Genomic DNA, 17512 nt, shown 5'->3' with positions numbered 1-17512 from the left:
GACTTCTGAGGAGATTTTCCATGAGCACTGCTCCCGTCAAGATTGCCGTGACCGGCGCCGCCGGTCAGATCTGTTACAGCCTGTTGTTCCGCATCGCCAGCGGTTCGCTGCTCGGCAGCACCCCCATCGAGCTGCGACTGCTGGAGATCACCCCGGCCCTCAAGGCTCTCGAGGGTGTCGTCATGGAGCTCGACGACTGCGCCTTCCCGAACTTGGTCAATGTCGAGATCGGCGACGACCCCAAGAAGGTCTTCGACGGTGTCAATGCCGCCTTCCTGGTCGGCGCCATGCCCCGCAAGGCCGGCATGGAGCGCTCCGACCTGCTGAGCAAGAACGGCGCGATCTTCACCGCCCAGGGCAAGGCTCTCAATGACGTCGCCGCCGATGACGTCAAGGTGCTGGTGACCGGGAACCCGGCCAACACCAACGCGCTGATCGCCTCCACCAACGCCCCCGACATCCCGAACGACCACTTCGCGGCCCTGACCCGCCTGGACCACAATCGCGCCAAGACGCAGCTGGCCCGCAAGGTCGGCGCGAGCGTCGCCGACGTCAAGCACATGACCATCTGGGGCAACCACTCCTCGACCCAGTACCCCGACGTCTTCCACGCCGAGGTCGCCGGCAGGAGCGCGGCCGACCTGGTGGACGAGGCCTGGGTCGAGAACGACTTCATCCCGACCGTCGCCAAGAGGGGTGCGGCGATCATCGCCGCCCGTGGCTCGTCCTCCGCCGCCTCGGCCGCCAACGCGACCGTCGAGTGCATGCATGACTGGCTGGGCAGCAGCGCCGAGGGCGACTGGGTCTCGATGGCCGTTCCGTCGGACGGCTCCTACGGCGTGCCGGAGGGTGTCATCTCCTCCTTCCCGGTCACCGTCACCAACGGCAAGGTCGAGATCGTCCAGGGCCTGGACATCGACGCCTTCTCCCGCGCCAAGATCGACGCCTCCGCAGCTGAGCTGCAGGATGAGCGCGACGCGGTCAAGGAGCTCGGCCTCATCTGAGTTCGCCTCGACGACCTGATTCGGGGGAGCAACCAGATGTGGTTGCTCCCCCGAACTGCGTCCTGGATCGTCTCCCGAGCCGTCTCCACACCTGACCGCGGCCCTCTCCCCGGTCCCCAATGTGGCGCACGGCGGCGCAGAGTGCCCCGAGCCCTTGCCCACGCCGGCCGGCGCCACATTGGGGACACCGCCGGCGGAAGCACAGGCCGGGGCCGGAACAAGCAGAGACCGGAGGTCCACCCTGCTGCACGGATGCTCAGGTAGTGACCATCTGTGCAGCTCCCGTGATTCGGAGTGCACCTGTGGTCCGATCAGCCGCGATTCCTGGCGTGGCCGCATGTCATGCACGTACGTTCTTGCCACCGGGCATCGCCAGCCTGGCGCAGCACCTGGAGACCGGACACCGACCGCCCGCACCAAGCACCCGCTGCCGGACCGCAGCCGACGACGATGCGCACCGATGAGGAGCATGCCATGACAACCCCCATCATCTCTTCGATCACTGAACCCTCAGCAGGCTGCCCCGATGACCGCCAACTCGGAGCATTCGACGATGTGGCCGAAGCCACCCTTGCCGCCCAGACCGCCTTCGAGGCCTACCTGGACTGCACCCTCGCCCAACGCCGCATCTTCATCGAGGCCATCCGTGACGAAGCCACCCGTGAGGAGAACCTGCACCACATGGCGGTCGAGGCCGTCGCCGAGACCAGGATGGGCAACGCCGATCACAAGGTGCTCAAGAACAAGTACGCCGCCACCCTCACCCCGGGCGTTGAAGACCTCCTCATGGAGGCCTTCCAGTCCGACGCCGGGATGACGACGATGGAGTACGCGCCCTATGGCGTCATCGGGGCCATCACCCCGACCACCAATCCGACCGAGACGATCATCTCCAATGCGATCAGCATGCTGGCTGCCGGAAATTCCGTGGTCTTCAGCCCCCATCCCCGTGCCCGCCATCTCAGCGTCTGGCTGGTCGATCGGCTCAACCGGGCCCTGATCGCATCCGGTGCTCCCGAGAACCTCATCACCATTGTCCGCAAGCCCTCCATGGAGGCGACAGCCCAGCTGATGGCAGCCCCCCAGATCCAGATGCTGGTGGCCACCGGAGGCCCCCAGATCGTCAATATGGTGCTGTCCAGCGGCAAGAAGGCGATCGGGGCCGGTTCCGGCAATCCGCCTGTGGTGGTCGACGAGACCGCGGACATCCCGAAGGCGGCCCGGGACATCGTCAATGGCGCCAGCTTCGACAACAACTTGCCGTGCACCGCCGAGAAGGAAGTGGTCGCGGTGTCGTCAGTGGTCCCCGAGCTGGTGGACCGAATGGTCGAGGAGGGCGCCCAGGTGGTGAGCGATCCTGAGATCCTCGAGAAGTTGCGCGAGCTGCTGATGAGCCCCGACCGCCAGCACCCCCGCCCATCCTGGGTGGGTCAGGACGCCGGGGCGATCCTTCAGGCGGTGGGCGTGACACCGGATCCAGGCACCCGGCTCATCATCACCGTGACCACCCCCGATGACCCGCTGGTCCAGGTGGAGATGCTCATGCCGGTGCTGCCGATCGTCGCCACCGGGGACGCGGGCGCGGCCATCGACCTGGCGATCGAGCTGGAGCACGGCCACCATCACACCGCGATCATGCACTCCCGCGACGTGTCGAGGCTGGAGACGATGGCGCGGCGCAGCCGCACGACCATCTTCGTCAAGAACGGCCCGTCCTACTCGGGCATCGGAATCGAGGGAGAAGGTTTCGCCACCTTCACCATCGCCGGACCGACCGGTGAGGGGCTCACCTCCGCCCGCAGTTTCGCCCGGCGCCGGCGCTGCGTGCTGAACGCCTCGATGTGACCGTCGGGGCAGCCTCTTTCACCTGACAGTCAGGGCGCCCGTACCCGCCCTGGGACGTGTGCCCTGCTCCGACGGCCCCAATGTGGCGCTCAGCGGCGGCCGGCCGATGACCGGTGATCGGCCGCCGCTCAGCGCCACATTGGGACGAGGCCGGAGGGCGACAGTTCAGGCGTCACCGACATTCGGCGTCGGGCAGTCGCCGTCAGGCCGGCCGCGAGTGCGGGACGAACATCACCAGAGTCGCCATCAGGGCGCCAAGCCCCAACAGGATGAGACAGTCGATCCACTTGGCGCGGACAGCCAGGAGTCCTGCCCAGCGCTCGGGTAGCACCAGACGGAGTATCCCGGCCACCAGGACGGCCACCGCGAAGGCCATGGAGCCCTTCCGCCAGTGCCCGGTCATCATGATCCCGACCGAGCCGACCACCCCCAGCAGGCAGAGCACCAGCGCCCAGGGGGAGCGCATGTGCTCCCGGTATGCCGGCGAGGGGGAGGTCACTGCGCCAGCTCCTCCGCGCGGTCGACGACATTGGACAGCAGCATCGCCCGGGTCATCGGCCCCACCCCGCCGGGGTTCGGGGACACCCATGCGGCCTTGTCCCAGACGTCGGCGGCGAAGTCCCCCTGGATCTTTCCCTCCGGGGAGCGCGACACACCGACGTCGACGAGCACGGTCCCTTCCTTGATCATGGAGGCGTTGATGAGTCCGGGCACCCCTGCGGCACCCACGACGATGTCGGCGGTGCGGGTGTGGGCCGTCAGATCACGGGTCCCGGTATGGCACAGAGTCACCGTGCAGTTCTCACTACGACGGGTCAGCAGCAGCCCCAGAGGCCGGCCGACGGTGGTGCCGCGGCCCACCACGCAGACCTCCTTGCCGGGCAGCTCGATCCCGTGGCGGGTCAGCAGCTCGACGATCCCGCGGGGTGTGCACGGCAGCGGGGCGGGCTCGTTGAGCACCAGGCGGCCCAGCGAGACCGGGGCCAGGCCGTCGGCATCCTTCAGCGGATCGATAAGCCCCAGCGCCCAGTTCTGGTCGATGTGGCGCGGCAGCGGCAGCTGGACGATGTAGCCGGTGCAGGCCGGGTTCTCGTTGAGGCCGCGGATCTCGGCCTCCAGGGTCTCGGCGCTCACGTCGTCGGGCAGGTCCACCCTGATCGACTCGATGCCCACCTGGGCGCAGTCGCGGTGCTTGCCGCGCACGTACTGGTGGGACGCCGGGTCGTCCCCGACGAGCACGGTGCCCAGCCCGGGCACCACGCCACGTTCCCGCAGCACCGCCACCCGCTCGGCCAGTTCCGCCTTGATGGCGGCCGCCGTCGCCTTGCCGTCGAGCCTCTGTGCAGTCATCACTCTCCTGTCCGCGATCGATCAGGCGCCACTTGCACCCGACGCCGTCCCCATCCTGCCATGGACAACCGTTGACGGTCCGCGGCCACCGCCCGGCAGGTCAGGGGCTCAGCACCTCGGCGACGAGCTCGACCTGCGACTCATCGAGGACCGTGGGCAGGCACAGTATCCTCTCGGGCCAGGCGGCCCCGGCAGGCAGGTGTTCGGGCCGGTCCCAGTGGATCGGGCCCACCATGCCGTGACGGAACAGTTCATCGGCCAGCTCGTCGGCGTGCGGGTCCCGGATCACCAGTGGGCACACCGCCCCGGGGTTGACGACGTCAAGGCGGGGGACTCGTTCGGCAACCCGTCGACGGGTCTTCAGGATCCTCCGGGCGAACTTCTCCGTATCGAGGCCGGACAGGGCCGACAGGGCGTCAGGGTGGGGAGGCACCGGTGTCCACGCCTCGTCGGCGAGATCCTCGGCGGCCTCGAAGGAGTCGACGCCGGGCTCGGCCAGGAACTGTTCCCGAGCCCGGGTGAGGCGGTCGTCGAGACGGCCGCGGGGTTGACGGCCGTCATCCTCCCCCCGAGGCAACCCACAGATCCACCCGACCTCGGGCAGCGCGAACAGCTTGCGGGTGCTCACCACTTCGATCCACCCCGGTTCTCCGCGTCCACCCAGGAAGGAATGGGTGCGGTCAACCACCACCGGGACGCCGCCGGCCGCGGCTCCGTCGAGTACGGATCGCAGCGAGGTCCCGGCTCGCACGCCGAAGGTCTCGCAGTGCAGCACCGCCGGGATCTCGCCGCGATCCAGGCGGTACCGGACCCGCCGAGCCAGCTCGTCCGCCGACATCAGCAGGTCGGGCCCGACCGGCACCCGGTCCACCGCCATCCCCTCCAACTCCCAGGGAGTCACCATCGTCTGGCAGCAGTAGGCCGGCACCAGGACGGTTCGCCGACCGGCGTCGCGCAGGACGCGGGCCGCCAGGCTCAGGGCCTGGCGGCCCAGCGCCACCGTGATCGCGTCGCGTGGAGGCAGCACGGATCAGTGGAAGAAGTGCCGGGTTCCGGTGAAGTACAGCGCGATGCCGGCGGCCTGGCACACCTCGACGGTCTGCTCGTCGCGGATCGACCCGCCGGGCTCGACGATGGCCCTGATGCCGGCGTCGGCCAGCACCTGGGGGCCGTCCCCGAAGGGGAAGAAGGCGTCGGAGGCGGCCACGGACCCGGCGGCCCTGTCCCCGGCGCGCTCCACAGCCAGCCTGCAGGAGTCGACGCGGTTGACCTGGCCCATGCCCACGCCCACCGAGGCCCCGTCGTGGGCCAGCAGGATCGCGTTGGACTTCACCGAGCGGCAGGCCCTCCAGGCGAAGTCCAGGTCCTTGAGGGTCTGGGCGTCGACGGCCCGGCCGGCGGCCAGCGTCCAGTTGGCCGGGTCGTCCCCGTCGGCCTGGAACAGGTCGCGCTCCATCATCAGCAGCCCGCCGTCGATCTCGCGCAGCTCGTTCCCCGACAGGTCCGGCGCCGGGGCCACCAGCAGCCGGATGTTCTTCTTGCGCGACAGGATCTCCACCGCGCCGTCGTCGTAGGCGGGGGCGACCACCACCTCGGTGAAGATGTCCTTGACCTGCTCGGCCATCTCCACGCTGACGGGACGGTTGGTGGCGATCACCCCGCCGAAGGCGCTCATCGGGTCGCAGGCGTGGGCCTTGCGGTGGGCCTCGGCGATGTCGGCGCCGATCGCGATGCCGCAGGGATTGGAGTGCTTGATGACCGCGACGCAGGGATCGGTGAAGTCGAAGGCCGCCCGGCGGGCGGAATTGGTGTCGACGTAGTTGTTGTAGCTCATGGCCTTGCCGTGCAGCTGCTCGGCGCCGGCCAGCCCGGGGCCCTCGGGGGTGAGGTAGACCGCCGCGCCCTGGTGGGAGTTCTCGCCGTAGCGCAGCGTCTCCTTGAGCTCGCCGGTGGTGCCGACGAAGGTCGGGACGCCGTCGACGGCCACACCCTCCTGGGCACCGAACCAGCCGGCCACGGCGACGTCGTAGGCGGCGGTGTGGGCGAAGGCCCTCGCGGCGAGCCCTCTCCGCTGGGCCGGGGTGTAGCCGCCGGCCGCCAGGGCCTCGGCCAGCCCGTCGTACTGGGCCGGGGAGGTGAGCACGGCCACGCTCGCGTGGTTCTTCGCGGCCGCGCGCACCATCGAGGGCCCGCCGATGTCGATCTTCTCGATGCACTCGTCGAATCCGGCCCCCGAGGCGACGGTCTGGCTGAACGGGTACAGGTTGCACACCACCAGGTCGAAGGGCGCCACGCCCAGCTCCTCGAGCTGGTCGCGGTGCGACTGGAGGCGGCGGTCGGCGAGGATGCCGGCGTGCACCGCGGGGTGCAGGGTCTTGACCCGGCCGTCGAGGCATTCGGGGAAGCCGGTGAGTTCGCTCACCTCGGTGACCTCGAAACCTGCCGCGGCCAGCGCCTTGGCGGTCGACCCGGTGGAGACGACGGCCACTCCGGCTGCGCCGAGGATTCCGGCGAGACGGTCGAGACCGGTCTTGTCATAGACGGAGACGAGTGCTCGGCGAATGGGTTGACGTTCGGTCACTTCAGATCCCTTCACAGGTGGATGAGGCTGTCATGTGCGCGGCGGCCGGACCATGAGGTCCGGCCGCCGCGGGGTCAGTCGGTGGTGGGGACGGCCATCGCGAGGCGATCGACCGCCTCGACGAGCATCTGGCGCTCGACCACCTTGATGCGTTCGTGGAGGGTCTCCACGGTGTCGTCGTCCAGGACGTCGACGGCCCGCTGAGCCAGGATCGTCCCGGTGTCGATCCCGGCGTCGACCATGAAGACGGTCGCCCCGGTGATCTTGACGCCGTGCGCCAGCGCGTCGCGAGGGCCATGGGTTCCGGGGAAGGAGGGCAGCAGCGCGGGATGGGAGTTGATGGTCCGGCCGCCGAAGCGTCCCAGGAAGGCGGGGCCGAGCAGCTTCATGAAGCCTGCGCAGACGACCAGGTCGGGCTCGTGGGCGGCGACCGCCTCGGTGAGCCCGCGGTCCCAGTCGGCCCGGTCGCCGCCTCGCTCCAGCGGCACGGTGAAGGTGGGGACGTCGACGCGTCGCGCCCGCTCCAGGCCGGTGATGTCCCGGCGGTCTGCGCCGACGGCGACGATCTCGTACGCCCGGTTCCCGGCCCGGGCGTCGAGCAGGGCCTGCAGCAGGGTTCCACTTCCGGAGACGAGCACCACGACACGAAAGGTCACGGCCTCACTGTATAAGGACGGTTCACGCCGCACCTCCGTCCGTGAGACGACGTCGGTTCAGCATCCGGCCGCGCGGATGGCCGCCAGTGTGGCGACCGCGGCCTGGGCGGCCTCGAACCCCTTGTCCTCGTGGGAGCCGTCCAGTCCGGCGCGGTCCAGGGCCTGGGCCTCGTCGTCGCAGGTGAGCAGCCCGAAGCCGATGGGGGTCCCGGTGCTCACGCTCACCTGGGTGATTCCGGCGGTCGCGGCATCGCACACGTAGTCGAAGTGGGGCGTGCCGCCGCGGATCACCACCCCGAGGGCCACCAGGATGTCGAACCGTCCGGCCAGCCGGGAACAGGCGATGGGCAGTTCGAAGGATCCGGGCACTCGGACCAGTTCCGGATCGGTGACGCCGGCCTCCGCCAGGCCGCGCAGCGCACCGCCGACCAGGCCGTCCATCACCACCGAATGCCACCGGGAGGCGATGACGGCGACGCGCAGGCCGGTCCCGTCAGCGCCGTGCAGGTCGGGGGCCGCGTCCCCCGTGGTACTGGTTCTGGCGCTCATGCGATTCCTTCCGTGTTGTCGTGAGCGGTGTTGTCCGGACCTGTCTCGTCGAGTTCGATGAGGTGGCCCATCCGGTCGCGCTTGGTGCGCAGATAGGCGATGTCCTCGGGGCGCGGCGGGATCTGGAGCGGGCGGGGATCCACCTCGATACCGGCCCGGCGCAGGGAGGCGATCTTGGCAGGGTTGTTGGTGAGCAGCCGCACCGCGGAGACGCCGAGGCCGGCCAGGACGGCGACCGCTGCGCCGTACTCACGGGCGTCGACGGGCAGTCCGAGGGCGGTCTGGGCGTCCACGGTGTCCAGTCCGCCGTCCTGGGCGTGATAGGCGGCGATCTTGTTGATCAGCCCGACCCCCCGGCCCTCCTGCCCGCGGAGCAGGATCACCGCTCCGCCGTGCCGGGCGACCTGATCCATGGACCTGCTCAACTGTTCCCCGCAGTCACAGCGCAACGAGCCCAGGGCGTCGCCGGTGAGGCACTCCGAGTGCACCCGTACCCAGGGCGCACCCCCGTCATCGGCTCCGAGCCCGGTGCTCGGGATGAGGAGCAGGTGCTCGGCCCCCGTGAGGTGGTCGCGGTATCCGGTGACCCGGAACTCTCCGTGACGGGTCGGCAGGACGGCCTCGTCGCCGGCGGTGACGCGGGCGGCCGGGGCAGCCGGGAGGTCGTCGTGGTCTCGGCGCCAGGCGGCCAGCTGCTCGATGGTGATGACACAGAGGTGCTCCCGGGCACCCAGCGCCAGCACATCGGGGGTCCGCAGGCAGGCTCCGGCGTCGTCGACGATCTCGCCGATCAGGCCGACCGGCTCCAGCCCCGCCAGGCGCGCCAGATCGACGGCGGCCTCGGTATGGCCCCGGCGTTCCAGCACTCCGCCGTCGCGGGCTCGCAGCGGAAGAATGTGGCCCGGCCGGATGAAATCGGTCGACTGTGCATCGGGGCCGGCCAGCGTGCGGGCGGTGGCGGCCCGCTCCGCCGCACTGATCCCGGTGGTGGTGCCCGTCGCAGCATCCACCGACACCGTGTAGCGGGTGCGCAGCGGGTCCTGGCTGGAGGGCCACATCAGGGGCAGGCCGAGCCGATCGGCCCGTTCCTCGGTCATCGGGGCGCACAGGTAGCCGGAGGTGTGGCGGACCATCCAGCCGACCCATTCGGCACCGGCGGTCCCGGCGGCCAGGATCGCGTCGCCCTCGTTCTCCCTGGTCTCATCGTCGAGGACCAGCACCGGACGGCCGGCGCGGACCTGGGCCAGGGCCTCCTCGATCGTCGCGAATCCGGTCATCGTGCCTCTCCTTCGTCGTCGTGCGCGTCGGCGTCTCCCGACGCGGCTCCCAGCAGCGATTCCACGTATTTCGCGAGCACGTCGACCTCGAGGTTGACCTCCTCGCCGATGCCCAGCCGGCCCAGCACAGTGGTGGCCAGGGTGGTCGGGATGAGGCTGACCTCGAACCAGCCGGGCCCGGTCGCGGCGACCGTCAGGGAGATCCCGTCGACCGCGATCGACCCCTTCTCGACGATGTAACGGGCCAGCTTCTGAGGGGCTGAGAAGCGCAGCGTCTCCCAGCGATCTCCGGGAGTGCGCGAGACGAGGCGCGCGGTGCCGTCGACGTGCCCTTGAACGACATGACCGCCGAGTCGTCCACCTGCCGGCACCGGGCGTTCGAGGTTCACCTCTGTGCCGGGGACCAGCCGGCCCAGGCCGCTGCGGGCCAGGGTCTCGGCCATGACGTCGACGGTGAACACATCGCCGTCGACGCCGGTCACGGTGAGGCAGACCCCGTCCACCGCGATCGACGATCCCAATGTGGCGTCAGATGTGACCAGCGGTCCCCGGATCGCCATCACCGCCGATTCGGCGCCACTTTCGAGCGAGACGACCTCGCCCAGCTCCTCCACCAGTCCTGTGAACATCTCCGATTCTCTCCCGTGTCTATTGTCTGTCTGCTGACTGTCTGTCTCCGGTGGCCTGTCGCGTCCCGCGTCCGCGCCCCGGGTCCTGTTCGGCCGGTCCCTGCGCCGTGAGGGGACGATGCCCTGAGCCGTGTCCCCAATGTGGCGTCCAGCGGCCGTGCCGGCCTATTCATGATCCGGGCGCCGCTGTGCGCCACATTGGGGATCGAGGTGAGGTCTGACAGGGCGGTGCGGGAATCCGGGGCGCGGCCGGGATCCGGGGCGCGGCGGGGATCCGGGGCGAGAACGGGGTTCGTGTTCGCAGTCGGGGCGGGCCCGGACGCAGATGTCGGGGCCGATCATCGAGACCTCGTCGATCACCAGCCGGTGGGCCTCACCGAGGGTCGACACCCCCGCCCCGATCAGGGCCGGCGCCCCGTCACCGAGGAGTGCCGGCGCCAGATGGGCCACCACCTCGTCGACGAGACCGGCGCGCCAGAACGCCCCGGCGAGGGTCGGCCCTCCCTCCAGCCAGACCCGGCGGATCCCGCGCCGGTCCAGTTCGGCCAGCACCGCCGCCGGATCGTGCTCCCGCAGGAGGACGGTGGGCGCCTCCTCCGAGCGCAGCTGCGCACCGACCGGCAGTTCCCGGAGTCCCACCACGACCCGCAACGGCTGACGCGGCACGTCGACGCCACGGACGGTCAGTCGGGGATCGTCGGCCAGGGCGGTGCCGGTGCCCACCATCACGGCAGCGCACCGGGCCCTTTCCCGGTGCACTTGGACACGTGCCTGGGGCGAGGTGATCCAGCGGCTGGTCCCGTCGGCGGCCGCCGACCGGCCGTCCAGGGTCGCGGCATACTTCCACACCACTTTCGGCCTGCCGTGCCGCACCGCGAAGAGCCAGTCCTCGTTGAGCGCGACGGCCTGATCTTCGAGCAGGCCGCGGATCACCTGGATACCGGCCTCCTCCAGAGCTGCGGCACCACCGGCGGCCACCGGGTTGGGATCGGTCTGGCCGATCACCACCCGGGCGATTCCGGCCTCGATGAGTGCGCGTGCGCAGGGACCGGTGCGGCCGGTGTGGTTGCACGGTTCCAGCGTCACCACGGCAGTGAGTCCGGCTGCCGGGCGGGAGAGGCTGCGCAGCGCCTCGATCTCAGCATGCGGTGTGCCGGCGCCGTGGTGCCAGCCCTGACCGACGATCAGCCCGTGGTCATCGACGAGGACGCATCCCACCCTGGGGTTGGGATCGGGTGCCGGGCCGCGCACCGCCAGCTCCAGGGCGCGCTCCATGGATGTACGCCATGAGTCCTCGTGGTCCATCTGGCACCCCTTCCCGGTCCGCAGCGTCACGGATCCCGGGGTTGCCAGAGCCCTTCCAGGGCGGGCGATCGTGCCCGGCCGCAGATGCGCGGGAAACCGGTCGTGCGGTGACACGACCGGCGTCGGCCACCGGATGCGGGTGCGGGCGTGGCCGCGCACCCCGATTCCGGCGCGTCGCCGCGCGGGCCCTCGTGCTGCCTCCCATCCGGACTTTCACCGTCGGTACCGGATTTCCACCGGTTCGGCCGCCTTCTGCCAGGAGTGTTCCCCCGACATCGAAAACGGTTCGCGGACTGTCACCGCCGGTTCGGACTTTCACCGACCCCGGAGCACGTGTGCGTGACCAGTATGCACCTTCACAGCCGGAGATCCACGTCCGAGGTCACCGGACGGGCCGGGTCTCCTCCCCGGCCTCGTCCTCCCAGCTGCGGGGCCGCGGCATCCGGTGGGAGCCGCCCGTCCCGCCCTCCCGGGGTTCCAGCGATCGGTGATCACGGACCAGCGCGGTCACCAGAGATCCGAGGGCGCCTCCGACACCGAGCAGTCCCACGGCCAGGCCGAGCGTCTGGGGCATCATCGCTCCCGTACGCATCAACCGTCCGGATCCGATCGCGCCACTCGCGAACACAGCGATGAGGCTCACCAGCAGGCCGGACAGCACGCCTGCCACCGCGCCGAGGCCCACCGATCGTCCCACTCCGGTCCGGTCCCTGTTCCGCACGACCACCACTCCGGCGACCGCGCCGGCGAGCACCGGTACCGCAAGCACGATACGGACGGCGACGGCCGGTGCGCCGATGCCGGGGAGCGCGCCCAGCACCGGGATCGACGGGATCATGCCGAGCCGCACCGCGAACGGGCTGACGGCCGATCCTATTCCGATCGAGAATCCGGAGCCGAGAGTCCAGGCCGCGGCCCAGACGATGAGGTCGGGAAGCCATGCCAGCTGTACGAGGAGCAGGACGACACCGCCCCATCCCCCTGGGGCGAGGCTCTGATGCAGTGCGATCGCACGGTCCCCGTGCATCAGCAGGGTGACCGCCAGCGCGACGGCACCTGCGGCGAGCACGATCGCGACTCCCGCGGTCGCGGCTGAGGGAATGCCCCGTACTCCCGCAGGCAGCTCATCGGTCAGATCGAGTCGTGCCCCCCTGACCGCCCCGAGGAGCCCGGAGACGATTCCCACGGCCAGTCCTCCGACCAGTCCCCTCGGCCACGGATCCGCGCCCGCCGATCCGCACAGCAGGAGCACCAGGACCAGATGCGTCGAGGCGTGCACCGCGGCGACCTGACCCGCCGCCCGCGTGCTCGGCCCCCGGCCGGAGGCCCGGCGACCCGCCGACATGACCCGCGTCCCGTAACGGCAGGTCTGCTCCCCCACCAGCAGGATGATCAGAGTGAGGCCCAACGGGGCCAGGCTGAGGTGAAGACCCAGACCGGTCATCGGGACGCCGTGAGCCAGCAGCCACAACCTGGTCGCTCCACGGGTGAGATCGGAGAACCGCGCGTTCTTGAGCGCCAGCCATTCGGGGGCGAGGAGCCCGGTGAGCACGACCCACACCCCGCCGACCCCCAGCAGGCAACCGAGCACGGTCACCACGGGCCACGGCCAGCGGGGCTGGGCGGCACCGGTCCGGGGCCTGGCCGAGGACTCCACACTCAGGTCGACACCTCCCTCGCGCGGGTCGGAGGTGTTCCCCCGGCCACGGGAACGGTGTGATGAAGGCACAGCGCGATTTCCTTCCTTCGGATGACATTTCCTACCATTCCAGATGGTCGGCGGTCACAACCGATCGACGGACCGCGCCCCCGCTCAGGGCGGAACGGTGAGGTCCGGGACCGCCCCACGGTCTGTCGCACGCCCTCGCCCGGTCTGGTCCGGGTAAGCTCGCGCGAGAGCCGAGTTCGGTGAAGTCAAGTCCTGGAGGCACCCGAGTGAGCGACGAACCCACGAACCGACCCCGGCGGGCGATGCCCGCCGGGAAGGGTGACCAGACCCCGCGGGGACGCCGTGATGAGGCCGAGAATACCTCAGCTCGGACCCCCTCCTCCGGTCCCTCGGCATCGCCTCGGACGCCCGCATCCAACGGCTCCGGTCCGCCCCCTTCCGCCGGCTCCCAGGACGCCTCGGTCGCGAACGAGGGCGGTCTGCCCCCCCGCCGCGGCTTCATTCCCGACACCGATGACGGCCCGGTTTTCGAGGAGGGCCCTTTCCGTGCTCCGGCCCGCTCCGCCGTGACTCCGACCACCCCGGTGCCGCCGCCGGCCGGCGGCGCATCGCCTGCCGGCGATGGGTCCACCGACTCCACCGGGGGTACTGACGACGACTCCGCCTTCCGCCGGCCCGCCGGCGGTTCGCAGGCCCATCAGCCTCATCGTCGCCACTCGCGTCGCTCCCGCAACGACGAACCCACCGCCGCACCTCAGCCCTCACCTTCGCAGGGCCTGCCGGCCACCGACCGGAAGGCGGCCGAGGATGACGACGGGTCCCCCTCCGGGGACCAACTGGTCGTCGACCGGTCCCCCTTCCGCCACTGGTGGACCTGGGCGGTCGTGGCGGTCCTGCTGGGCGCGATCGTCTTCGTGGCGGTCTCCAGGCTCGGCGGCCGTACTCCGGTCGCCGGCCCCAGTGCCTCGTCGGCCGGTGGCAGTACCGTCACCCCGATTCCGCAGACGGCCCTGATGGACGCCGCGGACGTCAGGAAGATCGACGAGAAAGCGAACTGGCGGATCGACGGCACCGTCTCCAAGGTGGCCTCGAACGCCACCGACAGCATCTCCTGCATCGTCCGGGACACGGATCATCCGAATCCGGTATCAACCTGGCAGCGGGTCTTCTCGACCTCGACGAAGACGGCGACCGCCGCCCTGCACCGGGTCGACGGCTATGCCGACGACGCCACCGCCAGGAAGGCGTTCAAGGTTGAGGCCGCGTCCCTGGCCGCATGCGACTCGGTACCCACCCACATCGTCTCAGCGGCCTCCGTCAGCGGCCTGGGCGACGAGTCCGTCTCGCTGACGATCGCCTATCAGGGAGCGAAGACCCAGTACCGCACCGTGGTGCTCGCCCGATTCGGTCGGGAGATCCAGGCCGTCGACGCCGCCAACTACGACTCCGCGATCGACGCCCAGAAGACCGGCTCGGCGATGGCCGGTGCCGCCGCCCGCAGCTGCGACCTGGTGGGCGGTACCTGCCCGACCACGGTCACCGCGAAGAGCACCGTGCCCCCGGTGGCCGGGGACCCCGGATGGCCGGTGACCTCCGACTTCCCGCGGATCACCCCGGACCAGGGCGAGTGGCGCCAGACCGCCGAGGCGAATGTGTCGAGCAAGGGCACCCAGTGCGAAGGGCTGACGCTTGCCACCGCGGCGGGCCCCAGCGAACGCAAGCAGCGCACCTATCTGCTGTATCAGGATTCGACGGCGCCCCAGGGCTTCGGGGTCGATCAGCTGCGTTTCAGCTTCAGCGACGCCAAGGGTTCGGCCGCCTTCGCCAAGAAGATCGGCGACAGCATCGCCGGGTGCGGCAAGTCCGTCAAGACCGCCAAGATCAGCGACGCCAAGTCCTTCAGCGGGATCGGTGAGAAGAACGCCGCCATCGCCGGACGCTCCTTCATCGTCACCCAGGACACCGGGTCGGGTCAGAACGCCATCTACCAGGTGGCGGTCGCCTCGGTGGGCGACAAGGTCGTCTATCTTCTGGCCAATGTCTCGCCGAGCTACCGGTTCTCCGACGCGGACTGGTCCCAGCTGACCGTGCGCGCCGCCCAGCGCGCCACACAGATCAGCTGATCCCCGCTCCGATCCACCGACATGGGTCGACCGGCGAATCCGGGGGACTGTTGCGTGCCCGCCGCCCGGTACCGAATGTGGCGCTCAGCGGCGCCCGGGTCCGGATCCGGGCGCCGGCGCCGCTGAGCGCCACATCAGGACCCCGGCCCGGCCGGAAGGTCGCCGAGAACGACACCGGGGCCCCGCACCGATCGGTGCGGGGCCCCGGTGTTCGGGTGGAGGAGACCTCAGCGGTTGAGTTCCTCGATGGCCTCGTGGGCCAGCCGGGCGGCCTCCGAGGGGGTCTTGCCGACGCGCACGCCGGCCGCCTCGAGGGCCACCTTCTTGGCGGCCGCGGTACCCGAGGAGCCCGAGACGATGGCGCCGGCATGGCCCATCGTCTTGCCCTCCGGGGCGGTGAATCCCGCCACATAGCCGATGACCGGCTTGGTGATGTGTTCGGCGATGTAGGCGGCGGCGCGCTCCTCGGCATCGCCCCCGATCTCGCCGATCATCACGATGACGTCGGTCTCCGGGTCGTCCTCGAAGGCCTGCAGGGCGTCGATGTGAGTGGTGCCGACCACCGGGTCGCCACCGATGCCCAGCGCCGTGGAGATGCCGAGATCGCGCACCTCGTACATCAACTGATACGTCAGGGTGCCGGATTTGGACACCAGCCCGACCCGGCCGGGCCCGGTGATGTCGGCCGGGGTGATGCCGGCGTTGGACCTGCCGGGGCTGATGATGCCGGGGCAGTTGGGCCCGATGATGCGGGTCCTGCCGCTGCGCCGGGCCGCGGCCACGAACTCGGTCTCGTCCCTGGCGGGCACCCCCTCGGTGATGCACACCACCAGGGGGATCTGGGCCTCGACGGCCTCCAGGACGGCGGACTTCGTGAAGCGGGCCGGCACGAAGATGACGGTGACGTCGGCCCCGGTGGCCTCCATGGCCTCCTTGACGCCGCCGAAGACGGGGACGCTGACCCCGCCCGGGAAATCGACCGACTGGCCGGCCTTGCGGGGGTTGACGCCGCCGACGATCTGCGAGCCGGAGGCCAGCATCCGGGTGGTGTGCTTCATGCCCTCGGAGCCGGTCATCCCCTGGACGATGATCCGGGCGTTCTGATCAAGAATGATGGACACGGGTTCAGGCCTCCCTGGATGCGAGCTCGGCGGCCTTGCTGGCGGCCTCATCCATGGTTGCGGCCATGGTCACGAGCGGATGGTTGAAGTCGTTGAGGATCGCGCGACCCTGCTCGACGGCGTTGCCGTCCAGCCTCACGACAAGAGGCTTGGTGGCTCGCTCGCCCAGGCTCTCCAGGGCGGACTTGATGCCGTTGGCCACTGCGTCGCAGGCGGTGATGCCGCCGAAGACGTTGACGAAGACGGAACTCACCTGGGGATCGGACATGATGAGGTCCAGCCCGTTGGCCATGATCTCGGCCGAGGCGCCGCCGCCGATGTCCAGGAAGTTCGCGGGCCTGGGCGATCCGGGGAACTCCTCGCCGGCGTAGGCGACCACGTCCAGGGTGCTCATCACCAGACCGGCACCGTTTCCGATGACGCCGACGCTGCCGTCCAGCTTGACGTAGTTGAGACCCAGCTGGGCGGCGCGCAGTTCCAGCGGGTCGGTCGTCGCCCGGTCGACCAGGTCGGCATGCTCGGGATGACGGAACCCGGCGTTGCCGTCCAGGGTCACCTTGCCGTCCAGGGCCAGGATCCGGCCGTCCCCGGTCTTCACCATCGGGTTGACCTCGACGAGAGTGGCGTCCTCGCCCGTGTAGACGTCCCAGAGACGCAGGATGACCGGCACGATGGCCGACTGCTCGGCATCCGGGAATCCTGCCTCGGTGAGGATCTCGTGGGCCTTCGCCTCGTCGATGCCGTCGATCGGATCGACCGCGACGCGGGCCAGCGCATCCGGCCGTTCGACGGCCAGGGTCTCGATGTCCATGCCTCCCTCGCGGGAGCACATCGCCAGGTAGCGCCTCTCCCCCCTGTCCAGCAGGATGGAGAAGTAGTACTCCTCGGCGATGTCGGCGCCCTCGGCGATCATCACCTTGCCCACCGTGTGGCCCTTGATGTCCATGCCGAGGATGGCCTCGGCATGCTCAGCCGCCTCCTGCGCGGACCTGGCGATCTTGACGCCGCCGGCCTTTCCGCGGCCGCCCACCTTGACCTGGGCCTTGACGGCCACGACCGGTGTGGCGAGTTCGGCCGCCGCAGCAGCTGCCTGCCGGGGGGTCTGGGCGACGATGCCGCGGAGCACGGGGACGCCGTGCTTCTCAAACAGGTCGCGGGCTTGGTACTCGTACAGGTCCACAATCTCTCCGCTCTGCGAGGTTGCCGTTCCGAATGCTCGGATCCGGGTCCCTGGGCAGCGGCTTCTCACCGGTCGCCGCCCAGCGCGGTCAGGCTAGCAACCTTCCCTGTCAGCGGCATTCGGCCGAGCCACGTCGTCGCCCTCCGAAGGCCACTGGATGAGCGTTGCCTGAGAACATGATTGACACGCGCAGCCGACGGCCCGCCGATGGCCTCCAGCACAT

Annotated in this window: 15 protein-coding genes and 1 riboswitch; of the genes, 3 read left to right on the top strand and 12 right to left on the bottom strand. The window is 70.1% G+C overall.

The features are described from left to right. The first annotated feature begins 20 nt into the window (after positions 1-20). Both JS278_RS05265 and JS278_RS05260 read left to right on the top strand, forming a co-directional pair. A complete protein-coding gene (locus JS278_RS05265) occupies positions 21-1004 on the top strand; it encodes a malate dehydrogenase (protein ID WP_114044277.1) in 984 nt (327 codons plus the stop codon). A gap of 474 nt (positions 1005-1478) precedes the next feature. After that, a complete protein-coding gene (locus JS278_RS05260) occupies positions 1479-2849 on the top strand; it encodes an aldehyde dehydrogenase family protein (protein WP_245935203.1) in 1371 nt (456 codons plus the stop codon). Between the two features lie 202 nt (positions 2850-3051). Here the strand turns inward: JS278_RS05260 and JS278_RS05255 are convergent, their stop codons facing one another. The 10 genes from JS278_RS05255 to JS278_RS15985 form a co-directional block, all read right to left on the bottom strand. Then, positions 3052-3252, bottom strand: coding sequence for a DUF3017 domain-containing protein (locus JS278_RS05255; protein ID WP_342767036.1), 201 nt, complete (start codon positions 3250-3252; stop codon positions 3052-3054). Positions 3253-3344: 92 nt separating this feature from the next. Then, complete coding sequence (locus tag JS278_RS05250; protein ID WP_114044275.1) at positions 3345-4199, bottom strand: bifunctional methylenetetrahydrofolate dehydrogenase/methenyltetrahydrofolate cyclohydrolase; 855 nt, start codon at positions 4197-4199, stop codon at positions 3345-3347. Between the two features lie 100 nt (positions 4200-4299). Next, positions 4300-5226 (bottom strand): hypothetical protein, encoded by a 927-nt coding sequence (locus JS278_RS05245; protein ID WP_114044274.1) that lies wholly within the window; start codon positions 5224-5226, stop codon positions 4300-4302. A gap of 3 nt (positions 5227-5229) precedes the next feature. Beyond that, positions 5230-6780: a bifunctional phosphoribosylaminoimidazolecarboxamide formyltransferase/IMP cyclohydrolase gene (gene purH, locus JS278_RS05240; protein ID WP_114044273.1), complete on the bottom strand. Its 1551-nt coding sequence runs from the start codon at positions 6778-6780 to the stop codon at positions 5230-5232. Positions 6781-6854: 74 nt separating this feature from the next. Continuing rightward, entirely contained in the window at positions 6855-7436 is a 582-nt protein-coding gene (gene purN / locus JS278_RS05235; protein ID WP_114044272.1) for a phosphoribosylglycinamide formyltransferase, read from the bottom strand. Positions 7437-7493: 57 nt separating this feature from the next. Next, positions 7494-7985, bottom strand: a complete 492-nt coding sequence (ribH, locus tag JS278_RS05230) for a 6,7-dimethyl-8-ribityllumazine synthase (protein WP_114044271.1) — start codon at positions 7983-7985, stop codon at positions 7494-7496. After that, entirely contained in the window at positions 7982-9262 is a 1281-nt protein-coding gene (gene ribB / locus JS278_RS05225; protein WP_114044270.1) for a 3,4-dihydroxy-2-butanone-4-phosphate synthase, read from the bottom strand. Before ribB ends, ribH begins: the two co-directional genes overlap by 4 nt. Then, positions 9259-9891, bottom strand: a complete 633-nt coding sequence (locus JS278_RS05220; protein WP_114044269.1) for a riboflavin synthase — start codon at positions 9889-9891, stop codon at positions 9259-9261. The genes ribB and JS278_RS05220 overlap by 4 nt, the downstream gene beginning before the upstream one ends. Before the next feature lie 165 nt (positions 9892-10056). Continuing rightward, the gene (gene ribD / locus JS278_RS05215) at positions 10057-11196 is read right to left on the bottom strand and encodes a bifunctional diaminohydroxyphosphoribosylaminopyrimidine deaminase/5-amino-6-(5-phosphoribosylamino)uracil reductase RibD (protein WP_114044268.1); all 1140 of its coding nucleotides are present in this window, start codon (positions 11194-11196) and stop codon (positions 10057-10059) included. 188 nt (positions 11197-11384) lie between these two features. Continuing rightward, a riboswitch (FMN riboswitch) is annotated at positions 11385-11532 on the bottom strand. Between the two features lie 46 nt (positions 11533-11578). Continuing rightward, positions 11579-12925, bottom strand: coding sequence for a cell division protein PerM (locus JS278_RS15985; RefSeq protein ID WP_181833833.1), 1347 nt, complete (start codon positions 12923-12925; stop codon positions 11579-11581). Between the two features lie 206 nt (positions 12926-13131). Here JS278_RS15985 and JS278_RS05205 point away from each other — a divergent pair, with 206 nt between their 5' ends. Continuing rightward, a complete protein-coding gene (locus JS278_RS05205) occupies positions 13132-14988 on the top strand; it encodes a hypothetical protein (RefSeq protein WP_114044267.1) in 1857 nt (618 codons plus the stop codon). Between the two features lie 227 nt (positions 14989-15215). Here JS278_RS05205 and sucD read toward each other — a convergent pair whose 3' ends face one another. Next, complete coding sequence (gene sucD / locus JS278_RS05200) at positions 15216-16109, bottom strand: succinate--CoA ligase subunit alpha (protein WP_114044266.1); 894 nt, start codon at positions 16107-16109, stop codon at positions 15216-15218. Positions 16110-16113: 4 nt separating this feature from the next. Further along, a complete protein-coding gene (gene sucC, locus JS278_RS05195) occupies positions 16114-17289 on the bottom strand; it encodes an ADP-forming succinate--CoA ligase subunit beta (RefSeq protein WP_114044265.1) in 1176 nt (391 codons plus the stop codon). Between the last annotated feature and the right edge of the window lie 223 nt (positions 17290-17512).

Source organism: Acidipropionibacterium virtanenii, from assembly GCF_003325455.1.
In the GTDB taxonomy this organism is placed as follows: domain Bacteria; phylum Actinomycetota; class Actinomycetes; order Propionibacteriales; family Propionibacteriaceae; genus Acidipropionibacterium; species Acidipropionibacterium virtanenii.
Note: the sequence above shows the minus strand (reverse complement) of the source record. Positions and strands in the feature narration are given on the sequence as shown.